This is a genomic window from Actinosynnema pretiosum, from assembly GCF_002354875.1.
Taxonomy (GTDB): domain Bacteria; phylum Actinomycetota; class Actinomycetes; order Mycobacteriales; family Pseudonocardiaceae; genus Actinosynnema; species Actinosynnema auranticum.
Map to the genome: position 1 here is coordinate 4,019,860 of NZ_CP023445.1, position 18,903 is coordinate 4,038,762.

Consider the following 18,903-nt stretch of genomic DNA (forward strand, 5'->3'; position numbering starts at 1 on the left):
CGTGCCCGGAGGCGGTAAGCGCGGTCGGGCCGGACCGCGCCCGCCACGACTCTCAGGCGGGCAGCCCGGTGATGTTGTCCAGCACCGCCCGCGTGACCGTCTCCCACTGCGGCAGCATCGACGGCGACTCGGGTGTGGTGGAGGTCAGGTGCACCAGCACCATGTCCTGGCCGATCGACTTGCCCGAGGACAGGTTCAGCTCCGTGCCCTCCACGTACGTGTGGCCGCCGCTGCCCAGGCCGGTGACGGGGTGGCGCCGAGGTCGGGCTGGCGAACACGGCGCCGTAGGTCTTCGCGCCCATCTCGTTGACGGCGGGCTCCTGCGGGCGGCAGTGCACGCTCGGCGCCTGGTTCATGCCCACCTCGTACGCCGTGACGACCAGTTCCCTCGGCAGCACGTCGCACGCCGTGAACTCCGCGGGCGCCGCCGAGCTGCTCGTCGTGGCGGCCGTGGTGGTGGCCGTGGGCGTCGGGGACGAGGTCCGGGCCGTGGTGGAGCCGTCCGCGCCGCCGCAGCCCGCGGTCAGCAGGGCCGCGGCGGCGGTCGCGGCGAACTTCTTGGCGAACACTTCGGGAGCCCTCTGGGCGGTGGAGAAAAGGGCGCACAGCACGCGGGGGTGTCCGCCCGTTCGGGGGAACGTTCGCCTGGCTTGTCGCCCTCCCGACTCCTTCCCGGAACCGGTAGCGCGGGCCCGCCGGGCCACTCACACGAGCGCCGCCGACGTCAGGTCCGCCACCAGCGCGTCGACGGCGCCCGCGACCGCCGCGGCGTCGGGGTTGTCCGATTCGTGCACGAAGCGGGACGAGGTCACGCGGGTGCCGGAGTACTCGAAGATCCCGTGGTCGATCGCCACGCGCATCGACTCGTCGTAGCCGTGCCGGTCGTACATGCCCGCGTCGGCCCCCGCCAGCGCCACCAGGTGCACCCCGCGGCCGACCAGCGCCGTGCCGCCCTCGCCGTAGGCCCAGCCGTTGGTGAAGACGCGGTCGACCCAGCCCTTGAGCAGCGCGGGGAACGCCCACCAGTAGACCGGGAAGACCAGGACGAGGTGGTCGGCGCGCTCGACGCGCTCCTGCTCGCGCCTGACGTCGGCCGGGGCGTCGGCCGCGGTGCGCATGGTCGCCAGGTCGGCGGCGGTGAAGGTCGGGTGGAAGCCCTCGGCGGTCAGGTCGGCCACCTCGGCGGTGTGGCCGGGGGTCGCCGCGACCAGGTCGGCGACGCGGCGGGCGGTGGAGCCGGTGAGGGAGTCGGGCTCGGGGTGGGCGAAGACGACCAGGGTGTGCACGGGGACCTCCGAGGGGCGCCGGTAACTTACGATTAGTAACTTACTGCGGGTAAGTTAACCTGAGCCCATGGCGAACGCGGAAGGGCCACGGCGGCGGATGTCGCATGACGCTCGTCACTCCCAGCTCCTGGAGGAGGCCCGGCTGCTCATCCGGGAGGAGGGCTGCGACGCCCTGACCCTGGCCCGCGTCGCCGACCGTGCGGGCGTGGCGAAACCGCTGGTCTACCAGCACTTCGGCACGCGCGCCGCCGTGCTCGTCGAGCTGTACCGGCGGTTCGAGGAGCGGCAGCTCGCCGTGCTGCGCGAGCTCCTGGCCACGGCGGAGGGCGACCTGCGCTCGGTCGCCGAGCAGATCGCGGACGCCAGCGTGGGCTGCGCGGTCACCGAGGGGGAGGAGCTGCCGGGGGTCATCAGCGCCCTGGAGGGGTCGCCGGAGCTGCGGCGGGTCAGGCAGGAGGCGGACCGGCGCTTCAGCGACGCGTGCCTGGAGGCCCTGCTCCCGCACGCCCGCGCGGACGGCCTCCCCGCCGCCGCCATGCCCGCGATCCTCGGCGCCATGGGCGGGGTCTCGCGCGGCCTCGTCGCGGGGGAGTGCACGCCGGACGAGGGGCGCGAGGCGCTGCGGGAGGTCATCGCGGCGCTCGTGCCGGGCGGCGGGTGAGGGCGCTCAGCCCGCGGTGTCCGCCGTGATCCGGGAGTAGACGAGCACGTCGGCGCGACGGTCGCCGAGGGTCAGGAAGCTGCGCAACCGCCCCTCCAGGAGGTAGTTGTTCAGCTCCAGCACACGCTGCGAGGCGTGGTTGTCCGGCTCCACCCACGCCTCGACGCGCGCGAACCCGCCCGCGCCCAGGCCCCACGCGGTCAGCAGCGCGATCGCGCGCGGGGCGAGGCCCTGGCGCCGGGCTGCGGGGACGATCCAGTAGCCGATGCCCGCGACGCCCCGCTGCGGGCGCGTCATCAGGTTGATGTGGCCGACGGCCTCGTCGGCGCCCTGGCGGGCGATCGCCAGCGAGATCCCCTGCCCGGAGGTGAGCCGGGCGTGCTGGCGGGCGAGGTAGGCGCGGCCCTCCTCCTCGGTGTAGCGCGCGGGCACGGTGGTGCCCAGCGGGATCGTGGGGTCCTGGGACGCCTGCTCGACGCACCGCAGGTCCCCGTCGTGCCACGGGCGCACGCGGACGACGCCGTCGTCGAGCGGGGGAGGATAGGCCAGGGTGGTCACAGTCGGCCATTCGAGCACAACTCGGCGTGACGGCCCAGCGGAATAAGTGGAATCACGAGACACGATCACTTCAGTGCAAGCTGAAAAGAACTTGCGGCAGGAATCGACCGGCAGCACGCTGCCCGGATGCGCCCGTTCTCCCGCCGGTGGATGTTCGACCTGGTCGACCCCCGTGACCGCGTCCGCGCCCGCGCCCTGGCGCGGCACCGCGAGCTGGTGGCGCGCTGCGAGGCCGCGCTGCTCGACTGCCACGCCGCCTGGAGGTCCTCCCACCGGGCGGACGAGGGGGAGCGGGAGGTCGCGGTCGCGAGGCGTTGCTGGGCCGTCTACCGGGAGGCGCGGGGGAGGACCGTCCACGGGCTGGTCGACGCGTTCCGCGAGGCGCCCGACGACGCCGCGCGCGCCGAGCTGTGGCCGTTCGCCGTGCTGTTCCTGCGGTGGGAGAACCGCTGCCCCGACGAGTGGGGCGCGCCCGCGTCCAGCCAGTGGTCGGCCTGGACGACGAAGGGGCACCTGCTGCTCGACCTCGCGCGGCGCGGCGTGCCAGGGGGAGGGGAGGGGGTCGAGCTGGTGGTCGCCGCGCTGGAGCGGCCCTACCGGTGCAAGGACTGGGTGTTCGCGCGTGTGGCGCGGCGGGTCGACGGGCCCGAGCTGCGCGAGCGCCTCGGCGGGCTGGCCGGGCGCGAGCCGCGCGCCCGGTTCGTGCTCGACCTCCTCGACCGGCCCGAGCTGCCCGCCTCCAGGGGGGCGTGGGCCCGGTGGCGCGCGGCCGACCCCGCGTCCTCCGCCGCGCCCACCCCTGTGGAATAAGTTGGAATCACGGGTCACGATGATTTCAGTGTCGAACGAAACCAAATCACCCACCGGTGGACACCTCCCCGGTAACCACCGGTAAACACCCAGCCGGGACAACCGCCCCGAACAGGGCTTTCACCGGCCCCCGCGCTGCCCGCCCCGCCGCCGTTGATCAGACTGGACCCGGTCGACGGGAGGTCGGGGCATGGCCGGGGACGCGGACACCGCCGTGGCGCAGCAGGGGGACACCGGCGGACCGCCCGGCGCGGCGCGCGCGTGGACGGCGCGCGCCCTCCGGGCGATAGCGGGCACACCCGTCACCGCCTCGCTCGTCGCCGCCCTCTGGACCCTCGCCGCCGTCACCGGCTCCCTGCGCGCCGGACCCTCCCCGCAGCTGCGCGAACTCGTCGCCGCGGGCGTCCGCCCGCTGGCCGAGGGCCGCTGGTGGACCCCGCTCACCTCCGCCCTCTGGGCGCACGGCTGGGTCGCCTGCGCCGTGTCCACCCTGGTCGCCCTCGCCGTGCTGCCCGTCGTCGAGCGCCGCCTCGGCTCGCCGCGCACCGCCGCCCTGCTGGTCGGCGTCCAGGTCGTCGGCGTCCTGGTCGGCGTCGGGCTGCTCGCGGTCGCGCCGGGGGAGTGGGCGCACGACCTGGCGGGCGCCACCTCCATCGGACCCATCGGCGCGATCCTCGGCACCGCGCTCGCGGGCTCCGCGGAGCTCGGCCCCCGCTGGCGCCGCCGCCTGCGGCTGCTGCTGGTCACCGCCCTGGTGATGATGACCCTCTACGCGGGCCTGCTCGTGGACTTCCTGCGCCTGTCGGTCGGCCTCACGGGCCTTGCCGCCGTCCTGCTGGCCCGCCGCCGCCCGCGCCCCGCCCCGCACCCGCCCTCGGCCGCCGAGGCCCGCGCGCTGGTCGCCCTGGTGGTCGCGGTCGCCGCCGTCGGCCCGGTCGTCGCCGTCCTCGCCCGCACCCCGATCGGCCCGCTGTCGGTGCTGCACGACCTGTTCATCCCCACCCCGCTCGACGCCGCCGACGTGCAGGAGCTGTGCTCCGGACCGCTCGACGCCGCCGACGCCGCCCAGTGCAAGCAGATGCAGGCCGCCCTCCGGCTGTCCGGCGCGGGCCCCGCGGTGCTCTCCCTCATCCCCGTCCTGCTGCTCCTGGTCGCCGCCGAGGGCCTGCGCCGGGGCCGCCGCGCCGCCTGGTGGACGGCGCTGGCGCTGCACGGGGTGTTCGCCGCCCTCGGCCTGGAGCTGGTGACGCTGCTGGTGGAGGTCCCGGAGGAGGAGCGGGTCTACTTCGCGGGCCTGCCCGGCGCGCAGTCGCTGGTGGCGATGCTGCTGCCGCTGGCCCTGCCGACGCTGGTGTTCCTGCTGGTGGCCTCGACCCGCTCGCGCTTCCCGGTCCGCCACCCCGGCGCGAACCGCGCCGCCGCCACGATCGGGCTCGCGCTGCTGGGCGCGGTCGCGGTCTGGCTGCTGGGCGGGTGGCTGGCCCGCTCCGGGTTCGACCGGGCCGTCGGGTTCGGCGACCTGCTCACCGAGCTGCCGCACCGGTTCATCCCGCCCGGCTACCTGGTGGAGACCCCACCCGCGTTCCTGCCCTCCGACGTGCCCACGACGGTGCTGTTCGAGTGGACCGGCCCGGCGTTCTGGCTGGTCGCGGCGGCGGTGCTGCTGCGGCTGTTCACCAGGGCGCCCTCCGCCGCGCTCGCCGACGAGCGCGAGCGCGTGGAGGAGCTGCTGCGCGCCGACCCGCGCTCGGACCTGGCGCGCATGGTGCTGTGGGAGGGCCACCGCTACTGGTTCACCCCGGACGGCGGCACGGCGCTGGCCTACCGGGTGATCGGGTCGGTGGCGCTGACCACCGGCGGCCCGTTCGGCGCGCCCGGCACGGACGCGGCGGCGGTGGCCGGGTTCACCGCGTTCTGCCGCGACAACGGCTGGATCCCGTGCCTGTACACGGTGACCGAGCCGGTGCGGGCCGCGTGCGCCGAGCAGGGCTACTCCACAGTGCAGGTGGCGGAGGAGACGGTGCTGGACCTGCCGGGGCTGGCGTTCACCGGCAAGGCGTGGCAGGACGTGCGCACCGCGCTCAACCAGGCGGCCAAGAAGGGCATCACCGCCGAGTGGCACGTGCTGTCGGAGCTGCCGCTGGGCATGGCCGACCAGGTGAAGGCGATCGCGGAGGAGTGGATCGCGGACAAGGGCCTGCCGGAGATGGGCTTCACCCTGGGCGGGTTGGCCGAGCTGGCGGAGCCGGGGACGCGGCTGCTGCTGGCGGTGGACGCGGACCGGACCGTGCACGGGGTGACGAGCTGGCTGCCGGTGTACCGGGACGGGGTGGTGGTGGGCTGGACGCTGGACTTCATGCGGCGGCGCACCGACGGGTTCCGGGGCGTGGTGGAGTTCCTGATCGCGTCGGCCGCGCAGTCCTGCCGGGACGAGGGGGCGCTGCTGCTGAGCCTGTCCGGGGCGCCGCTGGCCCGCCGGGACCGGGGGGCCGCGCCGACGCGGTTGCAGCGGCTGCTGGACCACCTGGCGTCGACGCTGGAGCCGGTGTACGGGTTCCGGTCGCTGCTGGCGTTCAAGGCGAAGTTCCAGCCCGACTACCGGCCGCTGCACATGGCCTACCCGGAGGGGGCGGCGCTGCCCGCGATCGGGCGGGCGCTGATGCGGGCCTACCTGCCGCAGGTATCGGCGCGGCAGATCGCGGCGCTGACCCGCAAGCTGCTGGACTGAGCGGGGGAGGGGCGCGGTGCTGGACTGGTCGCTGCTGCCGGGCGCGCGCCTGGCGGTCGCCGTGGTGGTGGCGGGCGCGCTGGCGCTGGTGGCGCTGCTGCTCGGGCGGGGGCGCCGCTGGTGGGCGCGGCGGGTGCCGCTGGCGGCGGGGGTGGCGCTGGCGCTGACCGGGGTGGCGTGGGCGGCGGTGACCCTGTCGCGGGTGACGGCGTACCCGCTGCCGCCGGTGGTGTGGTGGTCGGTGCTGGCGGGGGTGCTGGCGCTGGCGCTGACCGGGGTGCGGTTGGCGGCGCGGCCGTGGCGGTGGCGGCGGCTGGTGGCGCTGCCGCTGGCGCTGGTGGTGCTGCTGGGGGCGGGTCAGGCGGTGAACGCGCACTTCGGGCAGTACCCGACGCCGCGCTCGGCGCTGGGGCTGCCCAGGGCGGACGAGGTGGACCTGGCGGAGGTGCCGTCGGTGGACGGCGGGGTCGTGCCGGTGCCGGAGGGGGCGAGCGTGGCCTCGGCGTGGACGCCGCCCGCCGACCTGCCGGAGCGGGGGGTGGTGGCGCAGGTGAGCATCCCCGGCACGGTGTCGGGGTTGGCGGCGCGGCCGGGGTGGGTGTGGCTGCCGCCCGCGTACCTGGTGGCGCCCCGGCCGCTGCTGCCGGTGCTGGTGCTGGTGAACGGGCAGCCGGGGGCGCCGGGGGACTGGCTCGCGGGCGGGCGGTTGGCGGAGCGGATGAACGCCTACGCCGCCGAGCACGCGGGGCTGGCGCCGGTGGTGGTGGTGCCGGACGACCTGGGCGGCTCGTCGGTGGGCAACCCGATGTGCCTCGATTCGAGGCTGGGGAACGCGCGGACGTACCTGGTGCGGGACGTCCCGGACTGGATCACCTCGACGCTGCGGGTGGACCCGGACCCGGCGGCGTGGGCGTTCGGCGGGTTCTCGCACGGGGGCACGTGCGCGGTGCAGATGGCGGTGACGGCGACCGAGCGGTACCCGACGTTCCTGTCGATCTCGGGGGAGGACGAGCCGCGGCGCGGGACGCGGGAGCAGACGGTGGCGGACGCGTTCGGCGGGGACGAGGCGGCGTTCCGGGCGGTCAACCCGCGCGACGTGCTGGCGGGGACGAGGTTCCCGCAGGTGGCGGGGCGGTTCGTGGTGGGGGAGGGGGACGAGGACTTCCGGGCGCAGGGGGAGCGGATGTTCGCGGCGGCGCGGGACGCGGGGATGGACGTGGAGCTGGTGGTGCTGCCCGGCAGGCACGGGTGGGAGGTGTGGGGGCCGGGGCTCACCCGCTGGCTGCCGTGGCTGGGGGACCGGGTGGGGTTGACGCGGTGAGCGGTGGTCCGGTGGGGGCCGGGGGAGTGCTCAGCGGCTGAGCGACTGGAGCTGCCAGTGCTGGGAGTCCTGGTCGGCGTCGGCGGTCAGCGACAGCGGGCGGGTGGCGCCCGCGGTGTCGGCGACGGTGAGCACCAGGCGCGGGCTGGTGTCCGGCACGACGATCACCGAGTAGCCGCCGTTCGCGGTGGTCACCTCCTCGATGAACCACTGGTAGGGCTGGGTGCCGAGGGTGACGCCGCTGCCGCCGTCGAAGCCGAGGTAGTCCTCGCCGAGCACGTCGTAGATGGTCCAGCTCTGGTCGGTGACGCGGGAGACGAGCCAGAACTGCTCGCCCTCGCTGGTGGAGGTGCTGGCGACGGGGACGGTGCTGCCTGGCAGGCCCGCGGTGAGCAGCAGGGTGCTGTCGCCGATCCTGCTCTCGACCAGGTAGACGCCGTTGGGCTGGGCGATCGCGGCGGGGGCTGCCGGGCCTGCGGCCAGCGCGAGGCTTGCGCAGCAGGTCACGAGGGCGCGAACGAGTTTCCTCATGCGGCAAGGCTGACCGGAGCGGGGGCGGGGGGCGCGCTGGGTCGCCCGATCGTGGCAGGGGTTTATTCCAATTTATTCCTTCAGTGTGGAACAAAACCAAACCACCCCTCCACAGACAAGAACCAAACCGACCCGGAAGCACCAGGCAAGATCCACAACGGCTGCCGCGGCCGGCACGCCGCGCCCTCGTCCCCGGTGGTCCCCGCCGGTGCGCGGCGCCCCGTCCCGACGGCTGGTGCGGCGCAGGTCACGCCACCCGCGGTGGAGCGCCGCCCAGGCCGCACCTGCCGTGCGACCGCCGTCCGCGCAGGGGCAGACTCACCAGGCGTGACTACCACCCTTCTCACCGGCGGCCGGTTCTACTCGCCGACCGCCCCGGACGCCACCGCCATGGCCGTCACCGACGGCGTCGTGGTGTGGCTCGGCCAGGACGCGGCAGGCCGCGCGCTGCACCCCGACGCCGAGGTGGTCGAGCTGGACGGCGCGTTCGTCGCCCCCGCGTTCGTGGACGCCCACGTGCACGCCACCTCCGCGGGCCTCCAGCTCACCGGCCTCGACCTGACCGGCTGCGGTTCGGCCGCCGAGCTGCTGGACCGGGTCCGCCGCGCCGACGGCGCCCTGCTGTGGGGCCACGGCTGGGACGAGACCCGCTGGAGCGGGCAGCGCCCGCCCACCCGCGCCGAGCTGGACGAGGCCGCGGGCGGGCGACCGGTGTACCTGTCCCGCGTGGACGTGCACTCCGCGCTGGCCACCTCCGCCCTGATCGCGCTCGCGCCGGGCACCGAGGGCGCCGAGGGCTTCTCCCCGGACGGCCCGCTCACCCGCGCCGCCCACCACCACGTGCGCGGCGCGGCCCGCGACGCCATCCCGGCCGGGCAGCGCCGGGACGCGCAGGCGGCGTTCCTGCGGCACGCGGCGTCGCTGGGCATCGCGGCCGTGCACGAGTGCGCGGGTCCGGACATCTCCAGCCGGGACGACCTGGCCGACCTGCTCGCCGCGGAGGACGGGCCGCAGGTGTTCGCGTACTGGGGGGCGCTCAAGCCGGTGGGGCTGCCGGTGAGCGGCCTGGCGGGCGACCTGTTCGCGGACGGCGCGCTCGGTTCGCGCACCGCCGCGCTGCACGCCCCGTACGCGGACGCGCCGGACACCACCGGGGCGCTGTACCTGGACGCCGACGCGGTGGCCGCGCACCTGGTGGCGTGCACCCGCGAGGGGCTGCAGGGCGGGTTCCACGTGATCGGCGACGCGGCGGTGGCGGCGGTCGTGGAGGGCTTCGAGCGGGCGGCGGCCGAGGTCGGGGTCCCGGCGCTGGCGGCGCGCAGGCACCGGCTGGAGCACCTGGAGATGGTGACGGCCGAGCAGGCCGCGAAGCTCGCCTCGTGGGGCGTGGTGGCGTCGGTGCAGCCGGTGTTCGACGCCGAGTGGGGCGGCGCGGAGGGCATGTACGCGACGCGGCTGGGCGTGGAGCGGGCGGCGGGGCTGAACCCGTTCTCGGTGCTGGCGTCGGCCGGGGTGATCCTGGCGTTCGGGTCGGACGCGCCGGTGACGCCGGTGGGGCCGTGGGCGGCGGTGCGCGCGGCGGTGCACCACCGCACGGCCGGGTCGGGGATCTCGCCGAGGGCGGCGTTCAACGCGCACACCAGGGGCGGCTGGCGGGCGGCCGGGGTGGACGACGGCATCACCGGCACCCTGCAGCCGGGCGCGCCCGCGACGTACGCGGTGTGGGAGGCGGGGGAGCTGTCGGTGACGGCGCCGGACAACCGGGTGCAGCGCTGGTCACTGGACCCGCGCTCGCGGGTGCCCGCGCTGCCGGACCTGGACGGGCCCGCGCCGACGTGCCTGCGCACGGTGCTGCGCGGGCGGACGATCCACGAGCGGGGCTGATCCCGCGGGGCCGCCCCGGCGGTGAGGGGCGGCCCCGCGCCCCTCACCGCCGCGCGGAGCGGGCGATCGCCTCCGGGGTGACGGGGGTGAAGAGGTTGACCAGGTTGCCGTCGGGGTCGCGCAGCAGCAGGGAGCGGTTGCCCCACGGCAGGGTGGTCGGCTCGGTCACGAACCCGGCCACCGCGCCGGTCAGGTCGGCGTGGAGCGCGTCCACGTCGTCGACCCGGAACTCGACGATGACGCTGCGGTTGTCGGCCGGGTGGGCCGAGCCGGGGGCGAACAGGCCCACGGTGCGGGTGCTGCCGATCGCGAGCGTGGCGCCGCCGACGGCCAGTTCGGCGAAGTCCTCGTTGGCCCAGGTCGCGGTGACGCCGGTGACGCGCTCGTAGAAGCCGACGAGGCGGGCGACGTCGGCGGTGATGACGCGGATCGAGGCGAAGTCCACGGTGGTTCCTCCCTTGTGCGGCGCCGGGTCCGGCGCCGGTGGCAGGGACGCTAGGAGTGATACCGGGCGGAACCCGCCCGGTATCCGGGGCATGATTGCCCGTTGTGCCCCGTCCCACAGCCCGCGTGCTCGCCCTGCTGGACCTGCTCCAGTCGGGAGGTGTGCGCACGGCCGCGGAGCTCGCGGACCGGTTGGGCGTGGACGAGCGCACGGTGCGCCGGTACGCGGAGCACCTGCTGGACCTGGACGTGCCGGTGGAGTCGGTGCGCGGCCGGTACGGCGGGTACCGGCTGGCGCGCGGCTACCGGTTGCCGCCGCTGATGCTCGGGGGCGACGAGGCGCTGGCCGTGCTGCTGGGTCTGGTGGCCGGGCGGCGCACGGGCCTGACCACGGCGGCGGGCGCGGCGGGGGAGACGGCGGCGGCGAAGATCAGGCGGGTGCTGCCGGAGCGGTTGGGGCGCAGGCTGGCGGCCGTGCTGGAGTCGGTCGCGTTCACCGGCGCGGCGGACGGCGGCGCCGGGCCCGACGGGGCGGTGCTGCTCACGATCGCCGACGCGGTGCGGGGGCGCAGGCCGGTGTCGATCCGGTACGGGGCCGCCGACGGGCGGCGCAGCGAGCGCGTGCTGCACCCGCACGGGCTGGTGGCCCACGCGGGCCGCTGGTACGTCACCGGCGAGGACCCGGCGGTCGGGCAGGAGCGCACGTTCCGGCTGGACCGGATCGCGGACGCGCGGACCCTGCCCGGCTCGTTCACCCCGCCGCCGGACCGGGACCCGGTGGAGCGGGTGCTGACCGGGCTGGCGACCGCCCCGCACCGGCACGAGGTGGTCCTGCGGATCGGGGGGAGCGCCGAGCAGGTCCGCGCCCGCCTGCCCGCGTCGGTGGCGGTGATCGGGGAGGCGGGCGCGGGGTGGGTCCGGGTGGAGCTGCGGGTGCAGAGCCTGGACTGGTTGCCGGGTGTGCTGGCGGCGCTGGACCTGCCGTTCGCCGTGGAGCGCCCGGACGAGCTGCGCGACCTGGTGGCGGCGCTGGCGGACCGGTTGGCGCGCTCGGCCCGGCGGACCTAGCCCCCTGGCTCAGTCCGCCGGGGTGGGCACGACGAGCGTGCCGCGCGCCCTGGCCACCACCAGCGGCGGCTCCAGCACGTCGGCGGCGGTGGGGCCGCGCAGCGGGGCGGCCCGGCACACCACGCGCGCCTCGAACTCGACCTCCCGCGCCCGGTTGCCGATCCGCACCAGGGTCGCGTCGGCCTCCACCACGTCGCCCGCCTGGACCGGGGCGGGCAGCTCCACCGAGGTGTAGCCGTCGAACAGGCCCTCGTCGCCGTCGGAGCGGATCAGCAGCTCGGCGGCGACCTCGCCGAACAGCGACAGCGGGAAAGCCGGGTCCACCAGGCCGCCGCCGCGCCGGGCGTGCGAGTGCGGCACGTAGCGGCGGTGGGTGACGGAGAACCCCTCGTACAGGCTCACGCGGCGACTTCCTCCTCCTGGCGCGCCCCCGGCCACCCCGTCGTGGCGAGGGTGGACGCGCTGTCGTCCCCGAACTCCCCCGAGCGGGGCAGGGCGAAACCCCATCCGTGCGGGCCGGGGTGATCCGGTCGGGGCACGCCCCGTCCCGGCGTCCCGGTCGCAGCCGGGACGCGTCCGCGCCGCCGTCCCGGACGCGGGCTTCGGCGTGCGGGGTGACGGGGAACCCGGACGTTCTGCCACTATCGACCGGTGATCAGTCTCGACCCGGTCTCCCCCGTGCCGCCCTACGAGCAGGTGCGCTCCCAGTTCGCCCGCCGGATCGCCGAGCGCGAGCTGGCGGTGGGAACCCGGCTGCCGACGGTGCGCGCGCTGGCCGCCGAGCTGGGCATAGCGGTCAACACCGTGGCCCGCGCCTACCGGGAGCTGGAGGAGGCCGGGCTGATCGAGACCAGGGGCCGGGCGGGCACGGTGGTCAGCGCGGCGGGGGAGCGCAGCCGGGAGCTGGTGCTGGGGGCGGCGCGCGCGTTCGCGGCCACCGCGCGCGAACAGGGGCTGACCGCGCAGGAGGCGCTGGAGATCGTCCGGGCGGCGCTGGCCGACTGATCCGGCGGGCCGGTTTGGCAGACTGGCCCGGTGAGCAACGAGCACGACCCGGCGCGGGTGCTGGCGCTGCTGTGGCGCACCGACACGCGGCCCACCCGGCGCGGCGGGCCCGGTGTGGACCGGATCGTGGCGGCGGCGGTGGCGCTGGCCGACGCCGACGGGCTGGCGGCGCTGTCGATGCGGCGGGTGGCGCAGGCGCTGGGCGTGGGCACGATGTCGCTGTACACGCACGTGCCGGGCAAGGCGGAGCTGGTGGAGGCGATGGTGGACGCGGTGAGCGCGTCCACGCCGCGCGAGCCGGTGGGCGGCGGGTGGCGCGAGCGGTTGGAGGCGGTGGCGCGGGACAACCGGGCGCTGCTGCTGCGGCACCCGTGGCTGCTGGACGCGCCGCTGCACCGGGCGGTGCTGGGGCCGGGGACGATCGGCAAGTACGAGCACGAGCTGGGCGCCGTGGACGGCATCGGCCTGGACGAGGTCGAGATGGACGCCGTGCTGACCCTGGTGCTGGGGCACGTGCGGGCCACCGCGCGCGCCGCGGTGGACGCGGAGCGCGCGCGGGCCGGCTCCGGTGTGGGGGACGAGCGGTGGTGGGCCGAGGTGGGCCCTGCGCTGGCCGCGGTGCTGGACGAGGAGCGCTACCCGCTGGCGGTGCGGGTGGGCGCCGCGGCGGGCGCCGCCCACCGGGCCCCGCACGACGCCGAGCACGCGTTCGCCTTCGGACTGCGGCGGGTGCTCGACGGCGTGGCCGCGCTGGTCAGTAGCCGCGCGAGGGCATGATGATCCAGAGCGCGAGGTAGATGATGAACTGGGGGCCGGGCAGCAGGCAGGAGAGCACGAACAGCAACCTGACGGTGTTCGGCTTCCAGCCGTAGCGCTGGGCCAGGCCCGCGCACACCCCGGCGATCACTTTCTGCTCACGCGGCCTGCTCAACGTCGTCGTCATGCCTCCACCTTCTCCTCGGGCGGGGGGTCACCGCATCGGTGACAACCCCGATTTCCTGGCTCAGGGTTCCCGATCTTTCCCCGGCTTACGCCTACCACTGCGCCGAACGGGTGGTGACGTGCGCGTACAGTGCTGCCGGGCGGCGTCGCGGGCGGGGTGCGGCGCGCCGATCCCGCTGGTGGCGGGGGCCGTCACCGGGGGAGGGACTAGGCTTGCCCCTCGGCCTGGACGGTGGCCCGAGCGGGGGATGCCCGCACCGGGCCCGGTGGGCACGGGCGCGAGCCCGGCACTGAACGTGATCGGACGACGGAAAGCGTCCGGCGCCCTGGACCGGGCGGCGGCGAGGAGGAGACGGATGTCGGACCAGCAGGCGCAGCCTGACCGCGAGCTCGGGCCGGTGCTGGTGGTGATCCCGACCTACAACGAGCGGGACAACATCGGGAAGATCGTGAAGCGGCTGCACGCCGCCCTGCCGGACGTGCACGCCCTCGTGGTCGACGACGGCAGCCCGGACGGCACGGGCGAGATCGCCGACGCGATGGCCGCCGCCGACGAGCGGGTGCACGTGCTGCACCGCACCGAGAAGGCCGGTCTGGGCGCCGCCTACGTCGCCGGGTTCGGGTGGGGCCTTGACCGGGGCTACGCCGTGCTGGTGGAGATGGACGCCGACGGGTCGCACGCGCCGGAGGACCTGCCCCGGATGCTGGCCGCGCTGCCGGACGCCGACCTGGTGATCGGGTCGCGGTACACGCCCGGCGGGGCGGTGGTGAACTGGCCGAAGAAGCGCGAGTTCTTCTCGCGGGGCGCCAACCTGTACGCGCAGCTGGCGCTGGGGGCGCGGATCAAGGACATCACGGCCGGGTTCCGGGCGTACCGGGCCGAGGTGCTGCGGAACCTGAAGCTGCACAACGTGGCGTCGGCGGGGTACTGCTTCCAGATCGACCTGGCGTGGCGGACCGTGGAGCGCGGGTACCGGGTGGTGGAGGTGCCGATCACCTTCACGGACCGGGAGATCGGGCAGTCGAAGATGAGCGGCGACGTGGTGCGCGAGGCGCTGGTGCGGGTCACCAAGTGGGGGCTGCGGCGGCGGTTCACGCAGCTGCGGGACCTGTTCGCGCCGAAGCCGAAGGCCGGGGCGAACCGCTAGCGGCACGACGACCGCGGGCGCCGTCCGGGCCGGGGGAGCGCCCGGTGCGGACGGCGCCCGCAGTGTGGGCCCGGCCCCGTGCGCGACGAGGGCCCCACCGCTCGGCGGTGGGGCCCTCACGTGCGACCGGGCGAGGAGTGAGGCGGAGCGGTGGGCGCGCGGGAGGCGCTTTCCCTCCTGGGCGCCCAGGCGTCCGCTTCCAGGAGTTATGCGGTGCGGGTGCGCCGGCCCTTCAGCTCCTCCAGCTCGGGGATCGAGCGGCGCTCCAGCAGCATGTCCCAGTGGGTGCGCGGGGGCTTGACCTTCTTGGCCTCGGGCTCGTTCCCGTCGATGATCTTGGACTCCTGGCCGTGCAGGCGGCACTCCCAGGTGTGGGGGATCTCGGCGTCGTCGGAGAAGGGGACCTCGAAGTCGTGATCCTTGGGGCAGGCGTACCGCACCGACCGGCGGGGGGCGAGGTCGTGATTGCGGTCGGTCTCGTAGCTGACTGCTCCGAGCCGGCTACCCCGTAGAACGCGGTCGGCCATTGCGGTGTCCTTTCGCTCGGCTCAGGGCCGGGGCCCAGGCTGGTGCTCACCGAGTGCAACGACCGGACTGCTCCGTTCGTTCCCGGTATGGATTTCTGGTCGCCCACAGTGACGTCTTTCACCAGTCAACGAAGGCTCCCACCTAGGGGAGGTCCGCGCGACGGGATCGTGACGCGCCATCAGGCTCTTGGGCTACAGCGTCACACTGACGGAGTAGCCGTAGCGTCTGATCGTGCTCCGGTCACCGTGTTACGACCACGTTGTGCGACATTACACCGGATTTAACCCACCAGTAGCCAACTCCGACAGCAAGTTGATTACAGATGGTTATCTGCTTGTCGCCCGGAGGCGACGTCGCCCGTCGCGAGTGGACGGTTACTGCGGGGTAGCTCGCCCGTGTTGGGCTCACCCGTTCGGACGGCCACTAAACGTAGTCCTAGTCACATGATCGACACGAAGTCCTCAGTGCCGATTGAGACCCCCGTGCTCACCCGCCGTCCCCCTCACCAGCGGCGACACCACCCGGATCGGGCTCGTCGGGCGGCTGGGCGCCGGGCAGGCGGGCCAGGAGGCCGCGCTGCGCGGTCACCACCAGTCGAGCGGCCTCGGCCAGGTCAAACCAGCCGACCCGGTCGACTTCCGGGAACGCCCTGAGCTGCCCGGAACCCCTGGGCCACTCCAGCTCGAAGGTTCCCGGAGTCACCGTGTCGGGGTCCAGATCCCCACGAAGGGCCCACGCCACGACGGTCTTCCCGCCCGACTGGCGCACCGTCCCGAGCGGCTCCAGCGGCCCGTCCGGCACGGGCACCCCCAGCTCCTCGGCGAACTCCCTGCGCGCGGCGTCCCGCGGCTCCTCGCCGTCCTCCACCTCGCCCTTGGGGATCGACCAGGCCCCCGCGTCCTTGCGCGCCCAGAACGGGCCGCCCATGTGCCCGAGCAGCACCTCGGTCCGCCCGTCCGCACCGGTCCGGTGCAGCAGGATGCCCGCGCTGAGCCGCGCCGTCGTGGTCACGGCCCGACAGTGTGCCGCACTCGGGGCCCGCCGCGCACCGAATGTTGCCAAGTCGCGAGGAATTCGGGTGAGCACGGCTGCGGCGTGCCGCAGTCACCACCCGTCCGTGTGGTCGGGTCGGCGGAGCGGGGCGCACGCGAAGGCCCCCGTCCGGAGGGGCGGACGGGGGCCTTCGGCGCCGCGCTCGGGGCGGCTCAGCCGTTGTCGTGGCTGTGCTCGCCGCCCGCGGCCTTGGCCTCGGTGGGCTGGGCGTGCGCGCCCGCGCGACCGGCCAGCGAGGGGTCCGCGGACTCGGGCTCGCCGAAGGCGCCGCTGGTGACCCCGCTGCTCGTGCCGTCCTGCCTGACCTGGCCGCCCTTGCGCGCCTGCTCCTCGGTGTCCTCGCGGTTGCCGAACTGGCCGGGGTTGTCCTGGTCCGCCACTGCTCCTGCGCCTCCCTGCGTTCCGCGTGCCGAGCCGGGCGGGTCGAGCACCCGGCGCCCCCGTGCGGGGTCAGGGGTGGCAATACCCGCCAGAGGGACGACCAACCACGAACGGGGGAAACGGGAGGAGGTTCCCTCGTGACGCTGCGAGAGCCGCCCACCGCGGGCGGGGCTCAGACCGGGCGACCCAGCAGGCGCACCGCCAGCGCCAGGCGCAGCCGCAGCATCCCCGCCGCGTCGCGCAGGCTCCACCCCAGCAGCACCTCGGCCCGCTGCAGCCGCACCCGCAACGTCGAGTGGTGCACGAACAGCTCCTGCGCGGCGGCCCGCTGGTTCGGGGCGCGCGCCACCGCCACCAGCGTCGGCAGCAGCCACGGCGCCTCCTCGGCCGCCGCCGTGAGCACCGCCGCGTCCGGCGTCGTGGTGCCCGGCGCGACCGCCGCCGCCAGCATCTCCAACCCGCCCAGGTCCTCGGCGCGCACCACGCGCGGGCCGGGGTCGGCGGTGGTGCCCTCGGCGGTCAGCCGCAGCGCCGTCAGCGCGCGCGCCGCCGACTCGGGCAGCCGGTGCGCGGGCACCGCCGGTCCCACGCCCGCCCGGCCGCGCACCGGCACCGGGTCGCCCTCGGGCTGCACCAGGACCTTGCCGTGCGGCTGGGCCAGCACGCGCAGCCTGCCCTCCGGGTTGAGGCCCAGCGCGCGCAGCGCGGCGAGCCGGGCCTCCAGGGGGGTGCCCGCGGCGATCGCGGTCTCCAGCAGCGGCGCGGCCGGGGTGTGCGCGGGGGTGGTGACGGGGCGGTGCCGGATCAGCAGGGCAGCCGCCGCGCCCGCGCGCTCCAGGACCAGGGTGTCCAGGTCGCGTCCGCGCGCCGGGCTCTCCAGCCACAGGGTGGCCGCGCCGTCGAGCACGCGCACCGCCAGCCAGTCCGGTTCGGGGCGGGCGGGGCTGTCGCGGCGCTCGCCGTCGGGCTCGACCCGGATGACCACGCGGCGGGTGCGGTCGACCAGGCGCGCGGGCAGGCCGGTCAGCTCGGCGGCGGCGCGCGCCACCGCCTCCAGGTCGGCGCGCCTGCGCAGCAGGTCGTCGAAGCGGGCCGCGACCCGCTCCGCCCCGCCGGGTCCGGGTTCCATCGATGCGGGTGGTTCCGCAAGGCTCCGCACGGTCTCCCCCCTCGCGATCGGCTGCGCCGCCTACTCTCCCAGTCCCTGCCCCGGTCGGACCAATCGCCTCCCGCACGGGGGTGGCTACCCGTGCCGGCCCAGGCGGAGCAGGGCGGGGGCGCGCAGATCGTCGTGGTCGACGACGGCGCACGCGCGGCCCTCAGGATGGCACCTGGACAGGTACCGGCGCTGCCCCTCGACGTACCGGCGGTTCGAGGGGTGCCCCGGATCGGGGTGCGAGCCGTCGCGCCCGGCCATCCGCGGCGCGGTGACCGCGAAGGAGGCGCGCAGGAAGATCCCGCAGTCCCAGAGCGGGGCGAGCTCGTCGCGGTGCAGGAAGATCCCGTCGAGCAGCAGCACCGCGTCCGCCGGGACGAGCCGAGGGGCCCGCTCGACGGGGCGGTCGGCGGTGTGGTCGAAGACGGCGGTGCGCACCAGGCGGTCGCCGCCGGGCGCGAGCGGGTCGAGCAGGGCGCGGCGCAGCGCGGGGTAGTCGTAGGAGTCGGCGAAGAACCCCTCGGGGTCGTGCCCGCCGCGCCGGTGGCGGAGGGCGCGCGGGTGGTGGAAGTCGTCGACGCCCGCCCGCACCACCGGCCGTCCCAGCGGGGCGAGCGCGGCGGCGAGGTGGTCGGCGAAGGTGGTCTTCCCGGCCCCGTCGACCCCGTCCACGGCCACCCGCGCGATCCCGCCGGGCCGCAGCGCCGCCACGTGCCCGGCCAGCCGCCCCAGCAGCCGCGCGCGCTCGGGCGGGACGGCCACCGCGCTCAGCCGTCCTTGCGCGCGGAGCCGGTGCGCATGTGGATCTGCTCGCCCTGCTTGCCGAACAGGCTCAGCACCTCCACCGGCCGGTCCGGTTCGGCGGCGCCGAACCAGTGCGGCACGCGCGTGTCGAACTCGGCGGCCTCGCCGGAGACCAGGACCACGTCGTGCTGCCCGAGCACCAGCCGCAGCCTGCCCGCGAGCACGTACAGCCACTCGTAGCCGCCGTGGGTGCGCGGGTCGGGCTCGTCGCCCCGGTAGGGGATGAGCATCTTGTACGCCTGGATGCCGCCGGGCTGCTGGGTGAGCGGCACCACGGTCATGCCGTTGCGCCGCACCGGCGCGAGCCGCACCCTCGGGTCGCCCACGGGCGGCGCGCCGACCAGCTCGTCCAGGGGCACCCGGTGGGCGCGGGCGATCGGCAGCAGCAGCTCCAGGCTGGGCCGCCGCTGCCCGGACTCCAGCCGCGACAGGGTGCTCTTGGAGATCCCGGTGACCTCGGCCAGGTCGGCCAGCGTGGCCCCGCGCGAGGTGCGCAGCGCGCGCAGCCGCTCGCCGACCTGCCCGAGCACGTCCTCGTCCACGTCCCACCCACCTCCGGCCCGTCCCGCGTCCGGCAACGCGTGTTGCCATTATG

22 protein-coding genes are annotated in these 18,903 nt (G+C 75.7%); 9 read left to right on the forward strand and 13 right to left on the reverse strand.

The window, feature by feature from the left end:
* Window positions 1-52 precede the first annotated feature (52 nt).
* Entirely contained in the window at window positions 53-214 is a 162-nt protein-coding gene (locus tag CNX65_RS35435; RefSeq protein WP_157767694.1) for a hypothetical protein, read from the reverse strand.
* Between the two features lie 490 nt (window positions 215-704).
* The gene (locus tag CNX65_RS17170; protein WP_096494296.1) at window positions 705-1,286 is read right to left on the reverse strand and encodes an NAD(P)H-dependent oxidoreductase; all 582 of its coding nucleotides are present in this window, start codon (window positions 1,284-1,286) and stop codon (window positions 705-707) included.
* A gap of 97 nt (window positions 1,287-1,383) precedes the next feature.
* On the opposite strand from CNX65_RS17170, the gene CNX65_RS17175 reads away from it, so the two are divergent.
* Window positions 1,384-1,947 carry a TetR/AcrR family transcriptional regulator gene (locus tag CNX65_RS17175; protein ID WP_177154609.1) on the forward strand — a complete coding sequence of 188 codons (564 nt, stop codon included), beginning with the start codon at window positions 1,384-1,386 and terminating at the stop codon, window positions 1,945-1,947.
* A gap of 6 nt (window positions 1,948-1,953) precedes the next feature.
* Here CNX65_RS17175 and CNX65_RS17180 read toward each other — a convergent pair whose 3' ends face one another.
* The gene (locus CNX65_RS17180; protein WP_096494300.1) at window positions 1,954-2,505 is read right to left on the reverse strand and encodes a GNAT family N-acetyltransferase; all 552 of its coding nucleotides are present in this window, start codon (window positions 2,503-2,505) and stop codon (window positions 1,954-1,956) included.
* A gap of 126 nt (window positions 2,506-2,631) precedes the next feature.
* On the opposite strand from CNX65_RS17180, the gene CNX65_RS17185 reads away from it, so the two are divergent.
* The 3 genes from CNX65_RS17185 (at window position 2,632) to CNX65_RS17195 (ending at window position 7,364) form a co-directional block, all read left to right on the forward strand.
* Window positions 2,632-3,315 carry a hypothetical protein gene (locus CNX65_RS17185; RefSeq protein ID WP_096494302.1) on the forward strand — a complete coding sequence of 228 codons (684 nt, stop codon included), beginning with the start codon at window positions 2,632-2,634 and terminating at the stop codon, window positions 3,313-3,315.
* 190 nt (window positions 3,316-3,505) lie between these two features.
* Window positions 3,506-6,043 (forward strand): bifunctional lysylphosphatidylglycerol flippase/synthetase MprF, encoded by a 2,538-nt coding sequence (locus CNX65_RS17190; RefSeq protein WP_096494304.1) that lies wholly within the window; start codon window positions 3,506-3,508, stop codon window positions 6,041-6,043.
* 16 nt (window positions 6,044-6,059) lie between these two features.
* On the forward strand, window positions 6,060-7,364 hold the full coding sequence (locus CNX65_RS17195) for an alpha/beta hydrolase (protein WP_096494306.1): 1,305 nt from the start codon (window positions 6,060-6,062) through the stop codon (window positions 7,362-7,364).
* Window positions 7,365-7,394: 30 nt separating this feature from the next.
* Here the strand turns inward: CNX65_RS17195 and CNX65_RS17200 are convergent, their stop codons facing one another.
* Window positions 7,395-7,895, reverse strand: coding sequence for a hypothetical protein (locus CNX65_RS17200; protein ID WP_157767695.1), 501 nt, complete (start codon window positions 7,893-7,895; stop codon window positions 7,395-7,397).
* A gap of 327 nt (window positions 7,896-8,222) precedes the next feature.
* Here CNX65_RS17200 and CNX65_RS17205 point away from each other — a divergent pair, with 327 nt between their 5' ends.
* The gene (locus CNX65_RS17205) at window positions 8,223-9,779 is read left to right on the forward strand and encodes an amidohydrolase (protein WP_096494310.1); all 1,557 of its coding nucleotides are present in this window, start codon (window positions 8,223-8,225) and stop codon (window positions 9,777-9,779) included.
* A gap of 43 nt (window positions 9,780-9,822) precedes the next feature.
* On the opposite strand, the gene CNX65_RS17210 is transcribed toward CNX65_RS17205, so the two are convergent.
* On the reverse strand, window positions 9,823-10,224 hold the full coding sequence (locus CNX65_RS17210) for a VOC family protein (protein ID WP_096494312.1): 402 nt from the start codon (window positions 10,222-10,224) through the stop codon (window positions 9,823-9,825).
* 104 nt (window positions 10,225-10,328) lie between these two features.
* Between CNX65_RS17210 and CNX65_RS17215 the strand changes: the two genes are divergently transcribed.
* Window positions 10,329-11,291, forward strand: a complete 963-nt coding sequence (locus tag CNX65_RS17215) for a helix-turn-helix transcriptional regulator (RefSeq protein ID WP_096494314.1) — start codon at window positions 10,329-10,331, stop codon at window positions 11,289-11,291.
* A gap of 9 nt (window positions 11,292-11,300) precedes the next feature.
* On the opposite strand, the gene CNX65_RS17220 is transcribed toward CNX65_RS17215, so the two are convergent.
* The gene (locus CNX65_RS17220; RefSeq protein WP_096494316.1) at window positions 11,301-11,693 is read right to left on the reverse strand and encodes an acyl-CoA hydrolase; all 393 of its coding nucleotides are present in this window, start codon (window positions 11,691-11,693) and stop codon (window positions 11,301-11,303) included.
* Window positions 11,694-11,942: 249 nt separating this feature from the next.
* On the opposite strand from CNX65_RS17220, the gene CNX65_RS17225 reads away from it, so the two are divergent.
* Both CNX65_RS17225 and CNX65_RS17230 read left to right on the forward strand, forming a co-directional pair.
* Window positions 11,943-12,296: a GntR family transcriptional regulator gene (locus CNX65_RS17225; protein WP_096494318.1), complete on the forward strand. Its 354-nt coding sequence runs from the start codon at window positions 11,943-11,945 to the stop codon at window positions 12,294-12,296.
* A gap of 30 nt (window positions 12,297-12,326) precedes the next feature.
* The gene (locus CNX65_RS17230) at window positions 12,327-13,073 is read left to right on the forward strand and encodes a TetR/AcrR family transcriptional regulator (protein WP_096494320.1); all 747 of its coding nucleotides are present in this window, start codon (window positions 12,327-12,329) and stop codon (window positions 13,071-13,073) included.
* On the opposite strand, the gene CNX65_RS17235 is transcribed toward CNX65_RS17230, so the two are convergent.
* Window positions 13,051-13,239 carry a PspC domain-containing protein gene (locus CNX65_RS17235; RefSeq protein ID WP_096494322.1) on the reverse strand — a complete coding sequence of 63 codons (189 nt, stop codon included), beginning with the start codon at window positions 13,237-13,239 and terminating at the stop codon, window positions 13,051-13,053. The genes CNX65_RS17230 and CNX65_RS17235 overlap by 23 nt on opposite strands.
* Window positions 13,240-13,594: 355 nt before the next feature.
* On the opposite strand from CNX65_RS17235, the gene CNX65_RS17240 reads away from it, so the two are divergent.
* On the forward strand, window positions 13,595-14,386 hold the full coding sequence (locus tag CNX65_RS17240) for a polyprenol monophosphomannose synthase (RefSeq protein ID WP_096494324.1): 792 nt from the start codon (window positions 13,595-13,597) through the stop codon (window positions 14,384-14,386).
* Window positions 14,387-14,592: 206 nt separating this feature from the next.
* On the opposite strand, the gene CNX65_RS17245 is transcribed toward CNX65_RS17240, so the two are convergent.
* The 6 genes from CNX65_RS17245 to CNX65_RS17270 form a co-directional block, all read right to left on the reverse strand.
* Entirely contained in the window at window positions 14,593-14,913 is a 321-nt protein-coding gene (locus CNX65_RS17245) for an RNA polymerase-binding protein RbpA (RefSeq protein ID WP_096494326.1), read from the reverse strand.
* A 487-nt stretch (window positions 14,914-15,400) separates the two neighbouring features.
* The gene (locus tag CNX65_RS17250; protein ID WP_096494328.1) at window positions 15,401-15,925 is read right to left on the reverse strand and encodes an NUDIX domain-containing protein; all 525 of its coding nucleotides are present in this window, start codon (window positions 15,923-15,925) and stop codon (window positions 15,401-15,403) included.
* 194 nt (window positions 15,926-16,119) lie between these two features.
* Entirely contained in the window at window positions 16,120-16,347 is a 228-nt protein-coding gene (locus CNX65_RS17255) for a hypothetical protein (protein WP_096494330.1), read from the reverse strand.
* 173 nt (window positions 16,348-16,520) lie between these two features.
* A complete protein-coding gene (locus CNX65_RS17260) occupies window positions 16,521-17,477 on the reverse strand; it encodes a helix-turn-helix domain-containing protein (protein ID WP_096494332.1) in 957 nt (318 codons plus the stop codon).
* 114 nt (window positions 17,478-17,591) lie between these two features.
* Window positions 17,592-18,266 (reverse strand): nucleoside/nucleotide kinase family protein, encoded by a 675-nt coding sequence (locus tag CNX65_RS17265; protein WP_198320494.1) that lies wholly within the window; start codon window positions 18,264-18,266, stop codon window positions 17,592-17,594.
* A gap of 5 nt (window positions 18,267-18,271) precedes the next feature.
* A complete protein-coding gene (locus CNX65_RS17270) occupies window positions 18,272-18,850 on the reverse strand; it encodes a helix-turn-helix domain-containing protein (protein WP_096494334.1) in 579 nt (192 codons plus the stop codon).
* Window positions 18,851-18,903 lie beyond the last annotated feature (53 nt).

What these genes read in the sequence shown, in the direction of transcription:
- CNX65_RS17175 (WP_177154609.1), top strand. Translation starts at nt 1,384, where the DNA reads ATGTCGCATGACGCTCGTCACTCCCAGCTCCTGGAGGAGGCCCGGCTG.
- CNX65_RS17185 (WP_096494302.1), top strand. Translation starts at nt 2,632, where the DNA reads ATGCGCCCGTTCTCCCGCCGGTGGATGTTCGACCTGGTCGACCCCCGT.
- CNX65_RS17190 (WP_096494304.1), top strand. Translation starts at nt 3,506, where the DNA reads ATGGCCGGGGACGCGGACACCGCCGTGGCGCAGCAGGGGGACACCGGC.
- CNX65_RS17200 (WP_157767695.1), bottom strand. Translation starts at nt 7,895, where the DNA reads ATGAGGAAACTCGTTCGCGCCCTCGTGACCTGCTGCGCAAGCCTCGCG.
- CNX65_RS17235 (WP_096494322.1), bottom strand. Translation starts at nt 13,239, where the DNA reads ATGACGACGACGTTGAGCAGGCCGCGTGAGCAGAAAGTGATCGCCGGG.
- CNX65_RS17240 (WP_096494324.1), top strand. Translation starts at nt 13,595, where the DNA reads ATGTCGGACCAGCAGGCGCAGCCTGACCGCGAGCTCGGGCCGGTGCTG.
- CNX65_RS17245 (WP_096494326.1), bottom strand. Translation starts at nt 14,913, where the DNA reads ATGGCCGACCGCGTTCTACGGGGTAGCCGGCTCGGAGCAGTCAGCTAC.
- CNX65_RS17260 (WP_096494332.1), bottom strand. Translation starts at nt 17,477, where the DNA reads ATGGAACCCGGACCCGGCGGGGCGGAGCGGGTCGCGGCCCGCTTCGAC.